At 62.6% G+C, this 18,805-nt stretch carries 19 protein-coding genes; 5 read left to right on the top strand and 14 right to left on the bottom strand.

From position 1 onward, the window contains the following. Nucleotide 1: 1 nt before the first annotated feature. Entirely contained in the window at nt 2-451 is a 450-nt protein-coding gene (gene cadR, locus ACOZJV_RS19625; RefSeq protein WP_020295860.1) for a Cd(II)/Pb(II)-responsive transcriptional regulator, read from the top strand. 24 nt (nt 452-475) lie between these two features. Here cadR and ACOZJV_RS19620 read toward each other — a convergent pair whose 3' ends face one another. From ACOZJV_RS19620 to ACOZJV_RS19605, 4 genes are all read right to left on the bottom strand, one after another. Beyond that, entirely contained in the window at nt 476-1,063 is a 588-nt protein-coding gene (locus tag ACOZJV_RS19620) for an undecaprenyl-diphosphatase (protein WP_421548268.1), read from the bottom strand. A 183-nt stretch (nt 1,064-1,246) separates the two neighbouring features. Next, nucleotides 1,247-2,218, bottom strand: a complete 972-nt coding sequence (locus tag ACOZJV_RS19615) for a thymidylate synthase (protein WP_201128445.1) — start codon at nt 2,216-2,218, stop codon at nt 1,247-1,249. A gap of 48 nt (nt 2,219-2,266) precedes the next feature. Further along, entirely contained in the window at nt 2,267-3,079 is an 813-nt protein-coding gene (gene lgt, locus ACOZJV_RS19610) for a prolipoprotein diacylglyceryl transferase (RefSeq protein ID WP_020295863.1), read from the bottom strand. 83 nt (nt 3,080-3,162) lie between these two features. Next, nucleotides 3,163-3,945 (bottom strand): sulfite exporter TauE/SafE family protein, encoded by a 783-nt coding sequence (locus ACOZJV_RS19605; RefSeq protein WP_020295864.1) that lies wholly within the window; start codon nt 3,943-3,945, stop codon nt 3,163-3,165. A gap of 123 nt (nt 3,946-4,068) precedes the next feature. Here ACOZJV_RS19605 and ACOZJV_RS19600 point away from each other — a divergent pair, with 123 nt between their 5' ends. Continuing rightward, nucleotides 4,069-4,815, top strand: a complete 747-nt coding sequence (locus ACOZJV_RS19600) for an NRDE family protein (protein WP_201128451.1) — start codon at nt 4,069-4,071, stop codon at nt 4,813-4,815. A 61-nt stretch (nt 4,816-4,876) separates the two neighbouring features. On the opposite strand, the gene ptsP is transcribed toward ACOZJV_RS19600, so the two are convergent. Both ptsP and ACOZJV_RS19590 read right to left on the bottom strand, forming a co-directional pair. Beyond that, complete coding sequence (gene ptsP, locus ACOZJV_RS19595; RefSeq protein ID WP_020295866.1) at nt 4,877-7,156, bottom strand: phosphoenolpyruvate--protein phosphotransferase; 2,280 nt, start codon at nt 7,154-7,156, stop codon at nt 4,877-4,879. A gap of 22 nt (nt 7,157-7,178) precedes the next feature. Next, nucleotides 7,179-7,658, bottom strand: coding sequence for an RNA pyrophosphohydrolase (locus tag ACOZJV_RS19590; RefSeq protein ID WP_007927344.1), 480 nt, complete (start codon nt 7,656-7,658; stop codon nt 7,179-7,181). A 144-nt stretch (nt 7,659-7,802) separates the two neighbouring features. On the opposite strand from ACOZJV_RS19590, the gene ACOZJV_RS19585 reads away from it, so the two are divergent. Further along, nucleotides 7,803-8,459: an HAD family hydrolase gene (locus ACOZJV_RS19585; RefSeq protein WP_078470568.1), complete on the top strand. Its 657-nt coding sequence runs from the start codon at nt 7,803-7,805 to the stop codon at nt 8,457-8,459. 55 nt (nt 8,460-8,514) lie between these two features. Here ACOZJV_RS19585 and ACOZJV_RS19580 read toward each other — a convergent pair whose 3' ends face one another. The 4 genes from ACOZJV_RS19580 to ilvA are packed head-to-tail and all read right to left on the bottom strand — an operon-like array spanning nt 8,515 to nt 12,230. Next, nucleotides 8,515-8,982 (bottom strand): DUF2269 family protein, encoded by a 468-nt coding sequence (locus tag ACOZJV_RS19580; RefSeq protein WP_078470567.1) that lies wholly within the window; start codon nt 8,980-8,982, stop codon nt 8,515-8,517. Continuing rightward, nucleotides 8,979-10,235 (bottom strand): SDR family oxidoreductase, encoded by a 1,257-nt coding sequence (locus ACOZJV_RS19575; RefSeq protein ID WP_421548267.1) that lies wholly within the window; start codon nt 10,233-10,235, stop codon nt 8,979-8,981. Before ACOZJV_RS19575 ends, ACOZJV_RS19580 begins: the two co-directional genes overlap by 4 nt. Nucleotides 10,236-10,253: 18 nt before the next feature. Then, on the bottom strand, nt 10,254-10,676 hold the full coding sequence (locus tag ACOZJV_RS19570) for a DUF2269 family protein (RefSeq protein WP_201128453.1): 423 nt from the start codon (nt 10,674-10,676) through the stop codon (nt 10,254-10,256). Nucleotides 10,677-10,715: 39 nt separating this feature from the next. Continuing rightward, nucleotides 10,716-12,230: a threonine ammonia-lyase, biosynthetic gene (gene ilvA / locus ACOZJV_RS19565; protein ID WP_020295871.1), complete on the bottom strand. Its 1,515-nt coding sequence runs from the start codon at nt 12,228-12,230 to the stop codon at nt 10,716-10,718. Nucleotides 12,231-12,366: 136 nt separating this feature from the next. Between ilvA and rpiA the strand changes: the two genes are divergently transcribed. Continuing rightward, on the top strand, nt 12,367-13,038 hold the full coding sequence (gene rpiA, locus ACOZJV_RS19560; RefSeq protein ID WP_421548266.1) for a ribose-5-phosphate isomerase RpiA: 672 nt from the start codon (nt 12,367-12,369) through the stop codon (nt 13,036-13,038). 58 nt (nt 13,039-13,096) lie between these two features. Here the strand turns inward: rpiA and ACOZJV_RS19555 are convergent, their stop codons facing one another. The 4 genes from ACOZJV_RS19555 to ACOZJV_RS19540 all read right to left on the bottom strand — a co-directional run bounded on the left by ACOZJV_RS19555 (nt 13,097) and on the right by ACOZJV_RS19540 (nt 17,334). Continuing rightward, nucleotides 13,097-14,011 carry an SdiA-regulated domain-containing protein gene (locus ACOZJV_RS19555; protein ID WP_078470563.1) on the bottom strand — a complete coding sequence of 305 codons (915 nt, stop codon included), beginning with the start codon at nt 14,009-14,011 and terminating at the stop codon, nt 13,097-13,099. 117 nt (nt 14,012-14,128) lie between these two features. After that, complete coding sequence (locus tag ACOZJV_RS19550) at nt 14,129-15,055, bottom strand: SdiA-regulated domain-containing protein (protein WP_078470562.1); 927 nt, start codon at nt 15,053-15,055, stop codon at nt 14,129-14,131. A gap of 178 nt (nt 15,056-15,233) precedes the next feature. Next, nucleotides 15,234-15,899, bottom strand: coding sequence for a fumarylacetoacetate hydrolase family protein (locus tag ACOZJV_RS19545; RefSeq protein WP_078470561.1), 666 nt, complete (start codon nt 15,897-15,899; stop codon nt 15,234-15,236). A gap of 40 nt (nt 15,900-15,939) precedes the next feature. Further along, nucleotides 15,940-17,334: an FAD-binding oxidoreductase gene (locus ACOZJV_RS19540; protein WP_078470560.1), complete on the bottom strand. Its 1,395-nt coding sequence runs from the start codon at nt 17,332-17,334 to the stop codon at nt 15,940-15,942. Nucleotides 17,335-17,538: 204 nt separating this feature from the next. On the opposite strand from ACOZJV_RS19540, the gene serA reads away from it, so the two are divergent. After that, nucleotides 17,539-18,768: a phosphoglycerate dehydrogenase gene (serA, locus tag ACOZJV_RS19535; RefSeq protein ID WP_020295877.1), complete on the top strand. Its 1,230-nt coding sequence runs from the start codon at nt 17,539-17,541 to the stop codon at nt 18,766-18,768. Nucleotides 18,769-18,805 lie beyond the last annotated feature (37 nt).

Raw genomic sequence — 18,805 nt, 5'->3', positions numbered from 1 at the left:
CATGAAAATTGGTGAATTGGCGAAACTGACCGACTGTCAGGTCGAAACCATCCGCTATTACGAACGTGAAGGGCTGCTGCCGGAACCGGCTCGCAGCGAAGGCAACTACCGTCTTTACACCCAGGCCCACACCGAACGCCTGACGTTTATCCGCAATTGCCGCAGCCTCGACATGACCCTCGAGGAGATCCGCAGCCTGCTGGGCCTGCGCGACAGCCCGCAAGGACAGTGCGAGAACGTCAACGCCCTGATCGACGAACACATCCACCACGTCAAATTGCGCATCGACGGCTTGCTGGCGCTGCAGGAACAACTGCTCGACCTGCGCCAACGCTGCTGCGAAGGGCCGGACCTGGATCAATGCGGGATCTTGCAGCGCCTGGAGGTCAGCGGTTCGGTCGCGCCCAGCGACGCCGAGCACTCCCATGTCGGCCGCAGCCACGGGCACTAGGCCCGTGGGCCGGGCGCCATGTTTTCAGGAGCCGTGGCGGCCCAGAGGTATCAGCCGCTGGTAGATCCCCTCAAGCAGCGTCAGCAGCCGTTGATCCAGATCGCGCCAGGCCAGGCCCTGGCGCACCAGGCAGGCGCTGAGCAACCCGACCAGGCAGCCGCCAAGGATATCGAACGGGAAATGCACCCCCAGGTAGACCCTGGCCCAGCTCACCAACAGCGCCAGCGCCAGCATCACCAGCCCGGTTCGGTACAGGGACACCAGGATCAGAGCGAACGCCATGGCAAACATGCCGCTGGCATGATCGCTGGGAAAGGACGCCCCAGGCGCGTGGGCCAGGAAGTTCTGCCCCAGGCCCAGCATGAACGGCCGTGGGTGAAACCACAGATCGCGAATCAGCAGGTTGCAGGCCAGGGCGAAAACAATGCTCAAGGTCGCGATCAGCACGATCATTCGTTGCCGCCGCCCGCCAAACACCCACAACACCAGGAGCAGCAGCGGCACGCTCAGGACCAGCCATTGCGCCAGGAACACCGCCAGTTCGCGCATCGGCAACGATGCTTCGGCGCTGGCATTGATGGCCAGGAACAGGCTGCGGTTGAGTTCTTCCATTCAAGGGCTCGCATTCAATATCAGAAGGACTGCACCCCGAACGAACCGAGGCTGCTCCTGAGAGCGTAGCCGCCCGCCAGGTACAGCAATGCCCGGGAGGGTTCCCGGGCACAGGTCGATAAAGGTCATGGATGAAGCGACAAGGGCCGCGCGGTGTCAGCCCCACGGCCCCCGGGTAAAGGCCTAAACCGCCATCGGCGCGGTCATTGGCGCATGGTGCTGGTAGCCGTCGAGGGAGAAGTCGCTCGGCTCGATCAGCTCCAGCCACTCCGGCTGGTAGACACCGGTCTTGGCAAACTCCGGCACCCGATCACTGATCACCAGCTTAGGCATCGGGAATGGCTCGCGCTTGAGCTGTTCATTGAGCATGTCCAGGTGGTTTTCGTAGACGTGGGCATCACCAATGAAATAGGTGAACCAGCGTGGGGTGTAGCCGGTGAGGCGCCCGATCAGGCTCAGCAAGGCGGCGCCTTCGGTGAGGTTGAACGGCGTGCCCAGGCCCAGGTCATTGGAACGGATATAGAGGGTCAGGGAGATTTCCCGGGTCTCGACATTCGGGTGGAACTGATACAGCAGATGGCACGGCGGCAAGGCCATTTCATCGAGCTGAGCGCAGTTCCAGCCGTGGAACAGGATCCGGCGGCTGCCCGGGTCCTTGATGATGGTGTCGACACACTGGCGGATCTGGTCGATGGCCTTGTACAGCACCACATAGGCCTGACCGTTTTCCTCGCCTTCGGCGATCTGCCGATAGCCCTGGGCCAGGGTCTGCTCGATGGCGGCCGGGTTGCTCAGGGCGATCTGCTTGTAGGCCGGCCATTTGCGCCATTGCACGCCATAGATTTCACCCAGGTCGTCTTCGCCCTGGCGGAACGGGTTGGCCAGCCATTGCACGTTTTCGTTGGCGTTCTGGTCCCAGACCTTGCAGCCCAGGGCACGGAACTCGGCGGCGTTGTTCACCCCACGCAGAAAACCGCACATCTCGCCGATGGCCGACTTGAAGGCCATCTTGCGGGTGGTGATGGCCGGAAAGCCTTCCTTGAGGTCATAGCGCAGCATGGCACCGGGAAAACTGATGGTGTTCACACCGGTGCGGTTGGCCTGCTTGGTGCCGTTGTTGATGACGTGGGCGACCAGATCGAGATATTGCTTCATGAATTACCTGCATCCTTGAACCCGGGGCCAGGGCCCCGGTATTCGAATTTAAAGCGCGGCGCTCGTGTTCGCCGGAGCGCGGTGATAAGCCAGCCAGATCAGGAACAGGCCACCGATGATCATCGGCAGGCACAGTACCTGGCCCATGGTCAGCCAGTTCCACGCCAGGTAGCCGAGCTGGGCATCCGGCACCCGGACGAACTCGACGATAAACCGGAAAATCCCGTAGAACAGGGCAAACATGCCGGAGACCGCCATGGTCGGCCGCGGCTTGCGCGAGAACAGCCACAGGATCACGAACAGCGCCACGCCTTCCAACGCGAACTGGTACAGCTGCGACGGATGCCGCGGCAACTGCGAAGGGTCACTGAACGGCGGGAAAATCATTGCCCAGGGCAGGTCAGTCGGCTTGCCCCACAATTCGGCGTTGATGAAGTTGCCGATCCGCCCGGCGCCCAGGCCGATCGGCACCATCGGCGCGACGAAATCCATCAGTTCGAAGAACGACTTGTTGTTGCGCTTGCCAAACCACAAGGCCGCCAGCATCACCCCGATAAAGCCGCCATGGAACGACATGCCGCCCTTCCACACCTCGAAGATCAGGGTCGGGTTGGCCAGGTACGCGTTCAGGTCGTAGAACAGCACATACCCCAGACGGCCACCGACAATGACCCCCATCGACATCCAGAACACCATGTCGGAGAGCTTCTCCTTGTTCCAGGTCGGGTCGAAACGGTTCAGCCGGCGCGATGCCAGCAGCCAGGCACCGCCGATGCCGATCAGGTACATCAGCCCGTACCAGTGGATTTTCAGCGGACCGATGGCCAGGGCCACCGGATCGATCTGCGGGTAAGGCAGCATTGCGACTCCTCGTAAGAGTAGAAAACTCAAGATTGCGGGCGTGACAGTGGCACGCCGGGATTAAGCCAGGATTGCGGCCCCTTTCAGAGCAGGAAACTCAGCCCTACACCAAACAGCAGCGCGGCAAACAGACGCTTGAGCAGGCGCGGCGACAGGCTGTGGGCCAGGCGCGCGCCAAAGCGGGCGAATACCATGCTGGTCAGCGCAATGCCCAGCAGCGCCGGCAAATACACAAAACCCAGACTATGGGCCGGCAGCAACGGATCATGCCAGCCCAGAATCATGAAACTTAAGGCACTGGCCAGGGCAATCGGCAGGCCGCAGGCCGATGACGTGGCCACCGCCTGTTGCATGGGCACGCTGCGCCAGGTCAGGAACGGCACGGTGAGCGAGCCGCCACCGATGCCGAAAATCGCCGAAGCCCAGCCAATCACGCTACCGGCCAGGGTCAGACCCACTTTGCCGGGAACCGTTCGGCTGGCCTTGGGCTTGAGTTCAAGGACCATCTGCAGGGCGATCACCAGGGCGAATACACCAATGATCTTTTGCAGGTGGGGACCGGAAATCGCCTCCGCCGTCAGCGCACCAAAGCCGGCGCCGATCAGAATCCCTACGGTCATCCAGACAAAGATCGGCCAGCGCACCGCGCCCCTGCGCTGATGCTCGCGAATCGCATTGACCGAAGTGAAGATGATGGTGGCCAGCGAGGTGCCCACCGCCAGGTGGGTCAACACCAGCGGGTCGAAGCCTTGCGCCTTGAAACTGAACACCAGCACCGGAACGATGATGATCCCGCCACCCACGCCAAACAGCCCGGCCAGCACGCCCGCACAGGCGCCCAACAGCAGATAGAGCAGAAATTCCATGGGTGCACCCCAAAATAAGACCGGCATGGTAACGGATGCACGGCCCTCGGCTCCACTGGATGGCGATGGATACCCGCTTCATCTGTGCGTAGAGTGGGCAAAAACACAAAAGGGATAAGCCCGATGTGCTTGATCGTTTTCGCTTGGCGGCCGGGCCACGCCCAGCCGCTGATCGTCGCGGCCAACCGCGACGAATTCTATGCCCGCCCCAGCCTGCCCCTCGCCCAGTGGCCTGAAACCCCGGAAATTCACGCCGGACGCGACCTGGAAGCCGGCGGCACCTGGCTGGGGGTCGGCGCCGATGGCCGCTTTGCCGCACTGACCAATATCCGCGACCCTCATCAACCGCCGGCGCGCCGTTCCCGGGGCGAACTGGTGGCACGCTTTCTCGCCGGAAAAATCCCGCTGGATGACTATTTGACCGACGTTGTCGGCCGATCGGTGGAATATGCCGGCTTTAACCTGCTGCTCGGCACCGCCGAAGCGCTGTGGCATTACAACGCCAATGACCTGCAACCCCAACGCCTGGGCAGCGGCGTGTATGGCTTGTCCAACGCCGGCCTGGATACGCCCTGGCCGAAACTGCTCAAGGCCCGTGCCGCCCTCGGTGAACTGCTGGACGATCCGCAGCCCCAGGCGCTGCTGGCCTTGCTCAGTGATCCGCAGACCGCGCCCTTTGCCGACTTGCCGGACACCGGCGTCGGCCTGGCCACCGAGAGTCTGCTGTCCAGCGTGTTTATCGCCAGCCCCAGCTACGGCACCCGCGCCAGCACCGCGCTGATCGTCCACGCCGATGGCACCCGGCACCTGGTGGAGCGCAGTTTCGGGCCCTATGGCGGGCATTTGGGAGAGGTCGAGCTGAAGGTTTAAAACGCCCAGGCCGGATGCTGCAGAGCAGGATCCGGCCGGGTGGTGAGTAGAACCGCGCGGTTTAAAGCGTCTTGGCCGAAGCCGGATTGATCATCCGCGCCAGGCCGAGCTTTTTCAGCGCCAGTTGCAGCGAGCTGTGGATAACTTGCGGGTTGTCGATGGTCATCAGCTCGGCCAGCAGTTCCTTGGCCTTGGTCAGGTTGATCTGACGCAGCATCCACTTCACTTTCGGCAGGTTGGTGGCGTTCATCGACAGGCTGTCGAACCCCATCGCCATCAGCAGCACCGCTGCCGCCGGATCACCGGCCATCTCACCACAAATGCTCACCGGCTTGCCTTCGGCATGGGCGTCGCGCACTACGTTTTGCAGGGCTTGCAGCACCGCCGGGTGCAAGTAGTCGTAGAGATCGGCAACCCGCGGGTTGTTGCGGTCCACGGCCAGCAGGTATTGGGTCAGGTCGTTGGAGCCGACCGACAGGAAGTCCACCTGGCGTGCCAGCTCCTTGGTCTGGTAGACCGCAGCCGGAATTTCGATCATGACCCCAATCGGCGGCATCGGCACATCAGTGCCTTCGTCACGCACTTCACCCCATGCACGGTGGATCAGGTGCAGGGCTTCTTCCAGTTCGTGGGTGCCGGAGATCATCGGCAGCAGAATGCGCAGGTTGTTCAGGCCTTCGCTGGCCTTGAGCATGGCCCGGGTCTGGACCAGGAAGATTTCCGGGTGGTCGAGGGTGACGCGAATGCCGCGCCAGCCGAGGAAGGGGTTGTCTTCCTTGATCGGGAAATAAGACAGTGACTTGTCGCCGCCGATGTCCAGGCTGCGCATCGTCACCGGCTGCGGATGGAAGGCCGCCAGTTGCTCGCGATAAATCGCCAGCTGCTCCTTTTCACTCGGGAAACGCTGATTGATCATGAACGGCACTTCGGTGCGGTACAGGCCCACACCTTCGGCGCCACGCTTCTGCGCCCGCGCCACATCGGCAAGCAGGCCGGTGTTGACCCACAGCGGCATGCGGTGGCCATCCAGGGTCACGCACGGCAGGTCGCGCAGCGCATCCAGGCCCTGGGCCAGTTGCCGCTCTTCCTCGACCACCTCGGCGAACTGCTTGCGCAGCACATCGCTGGGGTTGGTGTAGACCTCGCCGTGGTAGCCATCGACGATCATCTGGATGCCGTCGACCTTGGAGTAAGGCAGGTCGACCAGGCCCATCACCGTTGGAATCCCCATGGCTCGCGCCAGGATCGCAACGTGGGAGTTGCCCGAACCCAATACCGACACCAGGCCGACCAGCTTGCCTTCCGGCACCTCGCCGAGCATGGCCGGCGTCAGCTCTTCGCTGATCAGGATGGTGTTGTCGGGGTAGACCAGGGTTTGCTGGCGCTCTTCCTGCAGGTAGGCCAGCAGTCGGCGGCCCAGGTCCTTGACGTCGGACGCCCGCTCGCGCAGGTAGGCGTCGTCCATCAGCTCAAAGCGGTTGACGTGATCGGTGACCACCTGACGCAGTGCGCCCTGGGCCCACTGACCGGTCTTGATAATGGTGGTGACTTCACTGCCCAGCGAGGCATCGTCGAGCATCATCAGGTAGACGTCGAACAGGGCGCGCTCTTCCGGGCGCAGCTGGGTCGCGAGTTTTGCCGACAGTGCGCGCATATCGGCACGCACGCCTTCAATGGCGGTCTTGAACAGCCCGAGCTCGGCATCGATATCGCTGATGGTTTTATCCGGCACCACGTCCAGGTCGGCCGGCGGCAGCATGACCACCGCCGTACCCACTGCGGCACCCGGCGAACCCGGGACGCCGACGAACTTGGCTTCCTGAATCCCCTTGCCCTGGCGCCCCAGGCCGCGGATCGAGCCGGTGGCTTCGGCGTGGGCGATAACCCCCGCCAGCTGCGCGCTCATGGTCACCAGGAAGGCTTCTTCGCCCTCGTCGAACTGGCGACGCTCCTTTTGCTGGATGACCAGCACGCCCACGACCCGGCGGTGGTGGATGATCGGTGCGCCGAGGAAAGAGGCGTAACGCTCCTCGCCGGTTTCGGCGAAGTAGCGATAGCGCGGGTGATCGGCGGCATTTTCGAGGTTGAGCGGTTCTTCGCGCGTGCCGACCAGGCCGACCAGACCTTCATTGGGTGCCATGCTGACCTTGCCGATCGAGCGCTTGTTCAAGCCCTCGGTGGCCATCAGGACAAAACGGTTGGTCTCAGGGTCCAGCAGATAGACCGAGCAGACCTGACTGCCCATGGCCTCTTTGACGCGCAATACAATAATCCCTAACGCCGCCTTGAGATCCTTGGCGGAGTTAACTTCCTGGACGATCTTGCGCAGCGTATTGAGCATGGCTCGGGGTCGAACTCCGTCGTCAGTCGCGCGCTAATAGGCGCGGGGCAAGCTCTTTGAGAGCGCGGCGATAAACCTCGCGCTTGAATGTCACCACCTGGCCCAACGGATACCAATAACTGACCCAGCGCCAGCCATCGAATTCCGGTTTACCGGTCAAATCCATCCGCACCCGCTGCTCGTTGGAGATCAGGCGCAGGAGAAACCATTTCTGTTTCTGGCCTATGCACAGCGGTTGGCTGTGTGTCCTGACCAGACGTTGCGGCAAACGATAGCGCAACCAGCCCCGGGTGCAGGCGAGAATTTGCACATCTTCGCGCTCCAGGCCCACTTCTTCGTTCAACTCGCGGTACAAGGCGTCTTCCGGAGTCTCCTCGGGGTTGATCCCCCCTTGAGGAAACTGCCAGGCATCTTGATTGATACGGCGAGCCCATAGCACCTGGCCGGCATCATTCGTCAGAATAATCCCGACATTGGGGCGGAAACCATCGGGGTCGATCACGGCAACAACCTCGCAAACGCATGTCGCCGCATTGTTCCACAAAGGTTGTTAAAGCAGCAACGAGGCGGCTTACCTTATGTGCACTCTTGTGAAAAGACCGTATTCTGGACGCCTTTTTCAGCCTTCTGTGAGCGAGTAACTGCAATGCGCCTGGCTTTATTCGACTTGGACAACACGCTTCTGGGCGGTGACAGCGATCACGCCTGGGGCGATTACCTGTGCGAAAGAGGCTTCCTCGACGCCGTCACCTACAAGGCCCGCAACGACGAGTTCTACCAGGATTACCTGGCGGGCAAGCTCGATAACGCCGCCTACCTGAACTTCTGCCTGGAAATTCTCGGCCGCACCGAGATGAGCGTGCTCGATCAATGGCACCGCGACTATATGCGCGACTGCATCGAGCCGATCCTGTTGCCCAAGGCCCTGGCGCTGCTGGCCAAGCACCGCGAGGCCGGCGACAAGCTGGTGATCATCACCGCCACCAACCGCTTCGTCACCGCGCCGATCGCCGAGCGCCTGGGCGTGGAACACCTGATCGCCACCGAATGCGAGATGGTCGACGGCCGCTACAGCGGGCGCAGCACCGATGTACCCTGCTTCCGTGAAGGCAAAGTGACACGCCTGAACCGCTGGCTGGAAGAAACCGGCCACACCCTGGACGACAGCTACTTCTACAGCGACTCGATGAACGACCTGCCGCTGCTGGAGCAGGTGGCGAACCCGGTGGCGGTCGACCCCGACCCGAACCTGCTGGCCGAAGCCCAGAAACGTGGCTGGCCCGTGCTCAGCCTGCGAGGCTGATGCCGCTGCCCGGTCCGCGTGGGCAAGCGGGCCGGGGCCCAGGCCATGCCAGCCATTACGCCGGCTTGGCCACCATCAAATAGAAAATCGCCATGAACGCCAGGAACGCCGGCCAGCCCAGGGCAAACCACCAGCGCATGTAGGTGGCGGCCTTGAGCGGCATCGGCGTGCCGTCGCGCAACGCCTGCTCGGCCATGCGGTGGACCCGGATCTGCAACCAGACCACCGGCAACCAGCAAATACCCGCCAGCACATACAAACCCAGGCTCCACATCAGCCAGCTCTGCCCGATCGACCAACCCGCCAGGTGAATCAGCCCCAGGCCACTCAGCGGCTGGAACACCGCCGTGGTCGCGGTAAACGCCCAGTCGGCGAACACCAGGTGCTTGAAGGTCACAGCGATCACTTCGACCTTGCCGCTGCGCCAGGCACGCAGGGCGTAATAGGCCGAGCCGGCGCCCAGCCCGAACAGAATGGTCGAAGACAGGATGTGCAGGGTTTTAAGCAGCAGGTAAACACTCATCGACGCGGTTCGGTCCAGAGAAGCCAAAGGGTCGCCACCATCAGCACCAGGTTCTTGGCAACGGCGGCATAAGGGTCAAACCAGTAGTGCGGCAGCACCAGGCTGATAAACAGGGTGTAACCCAGCATCAACAGCAGCTGCACCTGCAGGGTTCGTCGCTGCCAGCGCTTGAGCAGCAGCCCGACGCCCAACAGCGCATCGCACAGCGAGCCGCCGACCACCGCCAGCATGGCCATGACGCCGTGGACCCCGGCCTCGCCCATGATCCGCAGCCCCCAGTCGTAACCGGGGCCGATGCACACGGCTGCCGTGCCCAGCCAAATCAACACCATCACTGCCAGCATCAGCGGGCGCAGCGCCAGCTGGCTGCTCTGGCTCGCCGTCGGCCAGTCGTGCAAACGCGTCGGCAACGGCGCCGCACGGTAGCCGCAGACCGACTCCAGCACCTGCGGATCGGCCAGGTTGTCGCGCTGCGCCATGCGCAGGCTTTGTCGATTCAGGGCACGCCAGCCCAGGCGCTCCCCCAGCCAGGCGCCAACCGCCAGCAGCCCGGACGGCACTTTGATGTAGCGCCCCGGCGCCCAACCCTGGGCCACGCGCAACTGGTCCAGGACCTGGGCCAAAGTCAGGCACTGCGGGCCCACCAGCGGCAAGACCATGGCCTGCGCCGGCCATTGGCGCAGCAATGCCAGGACCGCGCCACTCAGGTCGTCCACATGCAATGGCTGCGACTGCGCCTTCAGGTCGAGCAGGGCAATCAGCGGCCAAGGCGAGAGCCGGGCCAGCCAGCCACTGCTGGCGCCGCCCTGCCCCAGCACCAGCGAAGGGCGCAGCACCACCGCGTCGATACCCAGTTGCAGCAGATAGTCATCCGCCGCGCCCTTGCTGGCGAGAAAGGCCACGTCCGATTGCGCCGCCGCGCCGAGGGCCGAGATCTGCAATACCCGCATGCCTCGCTGGGCCGCCAGATCAAACAGCGCGCGGGCGCCCCAATCCTGGGTCAGCGCCAGCGCCGTGGTGTCGGTAGTCAGCAGCCCGGCTGCGTTGATCAGCAGGTCGACCTGCTCGGGAAAAGCAAAATAAGTCGGGTCCCGGGCCAGCAGGTCGAGGTCCAGGCAGCGCCACTCAACCCCGGGCAGCCCAGGCGCCTGGGGCTGGCGACTGGTGGCGATCAATTGATGGCCAGCGGCGTGCAGCGCCGTCAGCAGATGGCGACCGATAAACCCCGTGGCCCCCACCAGAAGGATTTTCATCAGATTCCCCAGTGCGGCTCAGACCGGCTTGGCGCCCATCAACCCGGCGATGGCGAAAAAACACACAAAGCTGAATATCGCCAACGCCAGGGTGAATTTCAGGCCGCTGGCCGCCTTGGCCAGCCGCAGGCGGTTGAGCCGCACCAGCAACCACAACCAGGCCAGCGCGCCCAGGGTGTAGAGCACGCTGGAGGCGAGGATCCAGGTCTGGCCCAGCGGCCAGCCCACCAGGTGCACCATCCACCAGCCGCTGAAGGGCAGGCTCAGGACGCCCAGCGCCATCAGCAACCAGCCGAACAGCCCCGGCCGACGCAGCACCCGGCTGTAAAAGGTGGCGTCACCCCGGTTGCGCCAGACCCAGACCGCCAGGCCCAGGGCGCTGCCCAACAGCAGCACCGTGGCCAGCACATGCAGCAACTTCAGCGTGGTCAATATTTCCATGTCATCTATTCCTTAGGCCGTGCCCATCAGCGTAGCCGTTCAGCCCAGGAACAGCTGATACGCCGGGTTGTCGCTTTCATCCCAGTACGGGTAGCCGATTTGCGCCAGTGCCGCCGGCACCAGATGACGCTCGGCAGCCGGGACTTGCAGGCCGGCAACCACCCGGCCATCGGCTGCGCCGTGGTTGCGGTAGTGGAACATCGAGATATTCCAGCGCCCGCCCAGCTTGTGCAGGAAGTTGAACAAGGCGCCCGGGCGCTCCGGAAACTCGAAGCGAAACACCACTTCGTCACTGACCTTTTCCGCATGGCCACCGACCATGTAGCGGATATGCAGCTTGGCCAGCTCGTTGTCGGTCAGGTCGATGACCGGGAAGCCCTGCTCGGTCAGGCTGGCGATCAAGGCGCTGCGCGGGTCGTTTTCCGGGTGAGTCTGCACCCCGACGAAAATGTGCGCTTCGCTGCCGGTGTTGTAGCGGTAGTTGAATTCGGTGATCTGGCGCTTGCCGATGGCTTCGCAGAACGCCTTGAAGCTGCCCGGCTTCTCGGGAATGGTCACGGCGATGATGGCTTCACGGCCCTCGCCCAGCTCGGCGCGCTCGGCGACGTGGCGCAGGCGGTCGAAGTTGACGTTGGCGCCGGAATCGATGGCCACCAGGGTCTGGCCGGTGATGCCGCGCTGCTCGACGTACTTCTTGATCCCGGCCACGCCCAGGGCGCCGGCAGGTTCGGTGATCGAGCGGGTATCGTCGTAGATATCCTTGATTGCCGCACAGATCTCATCGGTGCTGACGGTGATGACTTCGTCGACGTAGTCTTTGCAGATATCGAAGGTGTGCTGGCCGATCTGCGCCACCGCCACGCCATCGGCAAAGATGCCCACGGTCGGCAGCACCACTCGCTCACCGGCGGCCATGGCCGCTTGCAGGCAGTTGGAGTCGTCCGGCTCGACGCCGATGATCTTGATTTCCGGGCGCAGGTACTTCACGTACGCCGCGATGCCGGCGATCAGGCCGCCGCCGCCCACCGGAACAAAGATCGCATCCAGGCGCCCGGGGTGCTGGCGCAGGATTTCCATCGCCACCGTGCCCTGCCCGGCAATGGTGTGCGGATCATCGTAGGGGTGGATGTAGACGTAGCCTTTTTCGTCGACCAGCTTCAGCGAGTAGGCCAGGGCTTCCGGGAAGGAGTCACCGTGCAGCACCACCTTGCCACCGCGCGAACGCACACCTTCGACCTTGATCTCCGGGGTGGTCTTGGGCATCACGATGGTCGCCTTGACCCCCAGAACCTTGGCCGCCAGGGCCAGGCCCTGGGCGTGGTTACCCGCAGAAGCCGTGACCACGCCCCGCGCGCGCTCTGCCTCGCTGAGCTGGGTGAGCTTGTTGTAGGCGCCGCGAATCTTGAACGAGAACACCGGCTGCAAGTCTTCACGCTTGAGCCAGACCTGGTTGCCCAGCCGCTCGGAAAGCTGGCGGGCGGTCTGAAGGGGGGTTTCTACGGCAACGTCGTAAACGCGCGAGGTGAGGATCTTTTTGACGTACTGTTCAAGCATCGGAAAGCATCACTGAGCGGGTTGGGCAGGGCCAGGGAGTCTAACCCAGCGTTTGGGCGGGCGACCACACGAAAACAGAGGTTTTGTTGGGTTATACTCGCGCCCCTCTTTACTCCCCGCCCGCTCCGGAGCCCGCATGACCCAGGATCAACTCAAACAGGCAGTGGCCCAGGCCGCCGTCGATTTAATCCTTCCGAAACTCGATGACAAAAGCATCGTCGGGGTCGGCACCGGCTCCACCGCCAACTGCTTTATCGATGCCCTGGCCCAGCACAAAGGCGCCTTCGACGGCGCGGTCGCCAGCTCCGAAGCCACCGCCGTGCGCCTCAAGGGCCACGGGATTCCGGTGTATGAGCTCAACACCGTCAGCGACCTGGAGTTCTACGTCGACGGCGCCGACGAAAGCGACGCGCACCTGAACCTGATCAAGGGCGGTGGCGCGGCCCTGACGCGCGAGAAGATCGTGGCCGCCGTGGCCAAGACTTTCATCTGCATCGCCGACGCCAGCAAGCTGGTCTCGGTGCTGGGCGCCTTCCCGCTGCCGGTGGAAGTGATCCCCATGGCCCGCAGCCACGTGGCCCGCGAGCTGGTCAAGCTCGGCGGCGACCCGGTGTACCGCGAGGGTGTGCTGACCGATAACGGCAACATCATCCTCGACGTGTTCAACATGCAGATCACCAACCCGGTGGAGCTGGAGCGCCAGATCAACGCCATCGTCGGCGTGGTCACCAACGGTCTGTTCGCCGCGCGCCCGGCCGACGTACTGCTGCTGGGCACCAGCGAAGGCGTGAAAACCCTCAAGGCCTGATCCCGCAGTCGCCTGCCGGCGCTGATCCTTGAATGGGACCCGCGTCGGCAGGCTCGCCTTACAATGCGGGTTTCTTGAACACGTAGAACAGGTTCGGCTCGCTCACCAGGTACAGGCTGCCATCGTCATCCATGGCGATCCCTTCCGCCTGCGGCACTGTCGCCCGCAACCCCTGCTGGCCCTTGGTCAGGGACAGGGTGCTCAGCGGTCGCCCGTCGACATCCAGCTCCAGCACCAACCGCGACTCATCCGACAGCGCCAGCAAATGCCCGGTGCGTTCGTCGTACTGCAGGCTGGACAGGTCACGGACAAACATCCCGGCATCGCGCTTGGGGTTGTTGACCACGTGCACCGCGTAGGACTTTTCCGGGTTGTAGTGAGGAAAGCCCTGCACCTCATAGATCAACATCGGATCACGTTCCTTGGCGACGAACAGGCGCTTGCCCACCGAGTCGTACGCCAACCCTTCAAACCCCTTGTTGCTGCTCATGTGCACACCCAGGGTCATTTGCTCGGCATCGGCCGCATCGAGAAACTGCGTATCGTCCTCAAGGTGGATCTTGATCAGGCGCTGCCGGCGCTCGTCCGTCAGCACGTAAGTGTCGGCGCTGATGAACTCCACCGCCTCCGGATCGCCAAAGCCGACCAGGGCCACCCGGCGCAGGATCTGCCCCTCGAGCGACAGCTCGATCAGTTCGGCATTCTTGTTGGTGACGGTAAACAGGCTCTTGCGCACCGGGTCGTAGGTCAGTGCCGACACGTCGTCGTCCAGGCCCGGAATCTGTTGCGCCTCGATCTCCACCCGGTAATCGCCCAGGCCGATGGAACGGGCATCGGCCGGTTGCCACAGGCCTTGCACATTGAACCAGGCGCGCTCGAACAATCGGTACTGCTGGGCGGCGACACCGACCAGCAACAGAGCGACCAGGCACAGCATCAGGGAAAGGGCTTTGGGGCGGGCAAGTCGGCGCATTCAGGCAAGCTCGGGATCAGGACGGACGGATGAAATATCACGCCTGACTGAATTTAAACTTAATTGCCCGGGGTGTCTGGCCCGCCTTGCCATCACCGCAGGGCGCAGCCGTGTGACTCAGCGCTTCTCGAAGCGGTAAAAAAGGTCGGGCTCGCTGACCATGTACAACACACCGGCGTCGTCCATGGCCACGCCCTCGGCGCGGGGAATGGTGCTCTTCAAACCGTTGAAACCGCCCAGCAGGGTCATGAAGCTGACCTGCTCACCGGCTTCGTCCAGCTCCAGCAACAGATGGGAATCGGCGGACAGGACCAGGGTGTGACCGGTGCGCGGATCGATGCCCAGGGCCGACAGGTTGCGCAGGTCCAGCTCATCACTGGCCAGCTTCTGCTTGTCCCCCTTGAGCACCTGGCTGCCGTCGCTGCTCCAGGTGAACAGCGCCGGCGGCCGCTCCTCGCCCAGCAGCAGCTGCTGCTTGCGCGGGTTCCAGGCGATGGCTTCAAAGGCTTTGTTCTGGTCTTTCGAAGGGCCCAGGTCGTATTTGGGGAAGTCAGCGATGTTCAGTTCGCGGGTGCTGGCGTCGACCTTGACGATGGTCAGCAGGTGCTGGCGTTCGTCGACGATGGCCAACAGCCCGTTTTCCAACGCCGCCACGCCTTCCGGATTGCCCCAGCCCACCAGCGGCATCTTGCGCAGCACATCGCCCTGCAGGCTCAACTCCACCAGGAACGGGTTCTTGCCCATCACCGAAAACAGGGTCTTGGTCTGCGGGTTATAGGTCAGGTCGGAGGCCTCGTCCTTCTCCATACCCGGCAGCACCTTGGCATCGATCACCGCACGGTAGTCGGGCAGCCACACGCTTTCCTGGCGCTCCACCGGCGTTTCAAACCCCTCCTGGACCCACAACCAGCCGCGATCATCCCAATGCATGGCGTACGCCAGGCCGTAGACGATCACGCCTACCAGCAGCAACCAGGAATACCAGCGCATGACGAAGCGCGAGCGGTGAGCGGTTTTGAGTTTGGGAAGGGGATGCACGGCCATCAATGACATTCCAGAAAATCAGCCATTTGTAATAGCACACGCAATAACGATTCGCGCACTTTGAGCCGGCATTTATCCAGACAAGATGTGAAAAAAATGCCAAACACCCAGGGCGAGTGCTTGCAGGCTGGCGCGACCCGATCAGGATCGGCCAGCCCGGACGATTGGCAGCGAAGGCTCAGCGAACGCTGCTGCTGAAGGAGCTGGCACCCGGAAGCTCCAGGACCAACTCGTCACCGACATTCAGCGGACCGACGCCCACCGGCGTGCCGGTCAGGATCACATCGCCGGCCTGCAGCGAGAAGCAACCGGCCATGTGCTGGATCATCGGCACGATGGGGTTGAGCATCGCGCTGCTGTTACCGTCCTGGCGAACTTCACCGTTGATGGTCAGGCGGATGCCGATGTCGGTCAGGTCGGCGAAGGTGCTGCTGACCACGAACGGTGCCAGGACCGCCGCGCCGTCGAACGACTTGGCGATTTCCCAGGGCAGGCCCTTGGCCTTGAGCTCGGACTGCTTGTCACGCAGGGTCAGGTCCAGGGCCGGGGCGAAACCGGAAATCGCATCCAGCACCTCTTCGCGGCTGGGCTTGGTCGACAGCGGCTTGCCGATCAACACGGCGATTTCCGCCTCGTAGTGCACCGAGCCACGCTCGGTCGGAATGCTGAACCCGCCTTCCAGCGCCACTACACAACTGCCCGGCTTGATAAACAGCAGCGGTTCGGTGGGCACCGGGTTGTCCAGTTCCTTGGCGTGCTCGGCGTAGTTGCGGCCGATACATACCACCTTGCCTACCGGGAAGTGGATTTTTGTACCGTCGACATATTGGTGCTGATAGCTCATTACCGACTCCTGCTCGTTGGATTCTTCAGGGACTGCGGCTTCAAACGGCAAAAATCTTGCCCGGGTTCATGATCCCGTTCGGATCGAACACGGCCTTGACTGCCTTCATGTACTCGATCTCGACCGCAGAGCGGCTGTAGGTCAGGTAATCGCGCTTGGTCATGCCCACGCCGTGTTCGGCGGAAATCGAACCGTTGTACTTCTCGACGGTTTCGAACACCCACTTGTTGACCGTGGCGCACTTGGCGAAAAACTCGTCCTTGCTCAAGTTGTCCGGCTTGAGGATGTTCAAGTGCAGGTTGCCGTCGCCGATATGGCCAAACCAGACGATTTCGAAGTCCGGGTAGTGTTCGCCGACGATCGCGTCGATTTCCTTCAGGAAAGCCGGCACTTTCGACACAGTGACCGATATGTCGTTTTTGTACGGGGTCCAGTGGGAAATGGTCTCGGAGATGTACTCACGCAGCTTCCACAGGTTGTGCAGCTGGGTTTCGCTCTGGCTCATCACGCCATCCAGCACCCAGCCCTGCTCAACGCAGTGCTCGAAGGTTTCCAGGGCGTGGTTGGCCACTTCTTCAGTGGTCGCTTCGAATTCCAGCAGGGCGTAGAAGGGGCAGTCGGATTCGAACGGCGCCGGTACATCACCCCGGGCCATGACCTTGGCCAGGGCCTTGTCGGAGAAGAACTCGAACGCGGTCAGATCGAGCTTGCTCTGGAAGGCGTGCAGCACCGGCATGATCGAGTCGAAATCGGCGGTGCCCAGCACCATCGCGGTGAGGTTCTTCGGCGCACGATCCAGGCGCATGGTGGCCTCGACCACAAAACCCAGGGTGCCTTCAGCGCCGATGAACAGCTGACGCAGGTCGTAGCCCGTGGCGTTCTTGATCAGGTCCTTGTTCAGCTCCAGCAGGTCGCCCTTGCCGGTGACGACTTTCATGCCGGCAACCCAGTTACGGGTCATGCCGTAGCGAATAACCTTGATCCCGCCGGCATTGGTGCCGATATTGCCGCCAATCTGGCTGGAACCGGCAGAAGCGAAGTCCACGGGGTAGTACAGGCCCTTGTCGCTGGCCAGGTTCTGCAACTGTTCGGTGACCACGCCGGGCTGGCAGACTGCCGTACGGTCGGTGAGGTTCACGTCGAGGATCTGGTTCATGTAGTCGAAGGACACCACCACTTCACCATTTGCCGCCACCGCAGCGGCGGAAAGCCCGGTGCGTCCGCCCGACGGCACCAGCGCGATCTTGTGCTGATTGGCCCAGCGCACGATGGCCTGGACCTGCTCGGTGGTCTTGGGAAACACAATGGCCGTGGGGGCCGGAGCGAAATGCTTGGTCCAATCCTTGCCATAAGCATTCAGGGAGTCGGCATCGGTCAGCACCTTGCCAGGCTCAACCAGGGTCTTCAGCTCATCAATCAGGGCAGGATTGGTCATCGACAGAACTCTCGAACAATTCATGGTCATCCTGAGAACGCTTCACGTCGCAGGAATGAGTGTTTAGCGGGGTGCGTATGCTAGCATACCGCCCCCGCAGGGTAGTGCCCAAAGGCGCTCTGCGGTGACGGCTTTCCTGCCGTCCGGGTCAGCTATCGCTGTCCGATTCCCTGCCATTTTTCTCCGGGACACAGGTTTACGCAGATGAGCAAGACTTCTCTCGATAAGAGCAAGATCAAGTTCCTTCTTCTCGAAGGCGTCCACCAATCCGCTGTCGACGTCCTCAAGGCCGCCGGCTACACCAGCATCGAGTACCTCACGGGCTCCTTGCCGGAAGCCCAGCTCAAGGAAAAGATCGCTGACGCTCACTTCATCGGCATCCGTTCCCGCACGCAACTGACTGAAGAGATCTTCGACCACGCGAAGAAACTGGTCGCGGTCGGCTGTTTCTGCATCGGCACCAACCAGGTTGACCTCAACGCCGCTCGCGAGCGCGGGATTGCGGTGTTCAACGCGCCGTACTCCAACACCCGTTCGGTTGCCGAGCTGGTATTGGCCGAGGCGATCCTGCTGCTGCGCGGCATCCCGGAGAAGAACGCTTCCTGCCACCGTGGTGGCTGGATCAAAAGCGCTGCCAACTCGTTCGAGATCCGCGGCAAGAAGCTGGGCATCGTCGGCTACGGTTCGATCGGTACGCAGTTGTCGGTCCTGGCCGAAGGCCTGGGCATGCAGGTGTTCTTCTACGACACCGTGACCAAGCTGCCGCTGGGTAACGCGACCCAGGTTGGCAAGCTGCACGACCTGCTGGCCATGTCCGACATCGTGACCCTGCACGTTCCGGAAACCGCTGCGACCCAGTGGATGATCGGCGAGAAGGAAATCCGCGCCATCAAGAAGGGCGGGATCCTGATCAACGCAGCACGCGGCACCGTGGTCGAACTGGACCACCTGGCCGCCGCGATCAAGGACAAGCACCTGATCGGCGCCGCCATCGACGTATTCCCGGTGGAGCCGCGCTCCAACGATGAAGAGTTCGAAAGCCCGCTGCGTGGCCTGGACAACGTGATCCTGACCCCGCACATCGGTGGTTCCACTGCTGAAGCCCAGGCCAACATTGGCCTGGAAGTGGCAGAGAAACTGGTCAAGTACAGCGACAACGGTACGTCGGTGTCCTCGGTCAACTTCCCGGAAGTGGCCCTGCCGGCTCACCCGGGCAAGCACCGCCTGCTGCACATCCACGAGAACATCCCGGGTGTGATGAGCGAGATCAACAAGGTCTTCGCCGAAAACGGCATCAACATCTCCGGTCAGTTCCTGCAGACCAACGAGAAAGTCGGTTACGTGGTAATCGACGTCGACGCCGAGTACTCGGACCTGGCGCAAGAGAAGCTGCAACACATCAACGGCACCATCCGTTGCCGCGTGTTGTTCTAAGCGTTCAGCGCCGGACTAAAAAGGAGCCCTTCGGGGC

The organism is Pseudomonas sp. QD4 (assembly GCF_049199125.1).
In the GTDB taxonomy this organism is placed as follows: Bacteria; Pseudomonadota; Gammaproteobacteria; order Pseudomonadales; family Pseudomonadaceae; genus Aquipseudomonas.
Note: the sequence above shows the minus strand (reverse complement) of the source record. Positions and strands in the feature narration are given on the sequence as shown.

Excerpts from the sequence above, each read along its gene's own strand:
- ilvA (WP_020295871.1), bottom strand. The coding sequence starts at position 12,230 with ATGCTTGAACAGTACGTCAAAAAGATCCTCACCTCGCGCGTTTACGAC.
- ACOZJV_RS19545 (WP_078470561.1), bottom strand. The coding sequence starts at position 15,899 with ATGAGCTATCAGCACCAATATGTCGACGGTACAAAAATCCACTTCCCG.
- ptsP (WP_020295866.1), bottom strand. The coding sequence starts at position 7,156 with ATGCTCAATACGCTGCGCAAGATCGTCCAGGAAGTTAACTCCGCCAAG.
- ACOZJV_RS19555 (WP_078470563.1), bottom strand. The coding sequence starts at position 14,011 with ATGCGCCGACTTGCCCGCCCCAAAGCCCTTTCCCTGATGCTGTGCCTG.
- ACOZJV_RS19615 (WP_201128445.1), bottom strand. The coding sequence starts at position 2,218 with ATGAAGCAATATCTCGATCTGGTCGCCCACGTCATCAACAACGGCACC.
- ACOZJV_RS19600 (WP_201128451.1), top strand. The coding sequence starts at position 4,069 with ATGTGCTTGATCGTTTTCGCTTGGCGGCCGGGCCACGCCCAGCCGCTG.
- serA (WP_020295877.1), top strand. The coding sequence starts at position 17,539 with ATGAGCAAGACTTCTCTCGATAAGAGCAAGATCAAGTTCCTTCTTCTC.
- ACOZJV_RS19570 (WP_201128453.1), bottom strand. The coding sequence starts at position 10,676 with ATGGAAATATTGACCACGCTGAAGTTGCTGCATGTGCTGGCCACGGTG.
- cadR (WP_020295860.1), top strand. The coding sequence starts at position 2 with ATGAAAATTGGTGAATTGGCGAAACTGACCGACTGTCAGGTCGAAACC.
- ACOZJV_RS19620 (WP_421548268.1), bottom strand. The coding sequence starts at position 1,063 with ATGGAAGAACTCAACCGCAGCCTGTTCCTGGCCATCAATGCCAGCGCC.
- ACOZJV_RS19550 (WP_078470562.1), bottom strand. The coding sequence starts at position 15,055 with ATGGCCGTGCATCCCCTTCCCAAACTCAAAACCGCTCACCGCTCGCGC.
- ACOZJV_RS19585 (WP_078470568.1), top strand. The coding sequence starts at position 7,803 with ATGCGCCTGGCTTTATTCGACTTGGACAACACGCTTCTGGGCGGTGAC.
- rpiA (WP_421548266.1), top strand. The coding sequence starts at position 12,367 with ATGACCCAGGATCAACTCAAACAGGCAGTGGCCCAGGCCGCCGTCGAT.
- ACOZJV_RS19575 (WP_421548267.1), bottom strand. The coding sequence starts at position 10,235 with ATGAAAATCCTTCTGGTGGGGGCCACGGGGTTTATCGGTCGCCATCTG.
- ACOZJV_RS19540 (WP_078470560.1), bottom strand. The coding sequence starts at position 17,334 with ATGACCAATCCTGCCCTGATTGATGAGCTGAAGACCCTGGTTGAGCCT.
- lgt (WP_020295863.1), bottom strand. The coding sequence starts at position 3,079 with ATGCTGCCTTACCCGCAGATCGATCCGGTGGCCCTGGCCATCGGTCCG.
- ACOZJV_RS19605 (WP_020295864.1), bottom strand. The coding sequence starts at position 3,945 with ATGGAATTTCTGCTCTATCTGCTGTTGGGCGCCTGTGCGGGCGTGCTG.
- ACOZJV_RS19580 (WP_078470567.1), bottom strand. The coding sequence starts at position 8,982 with ATGAGTGTTTACCTGCTGCTTAAAACCCTGCACATCCTGTCTTCGACC.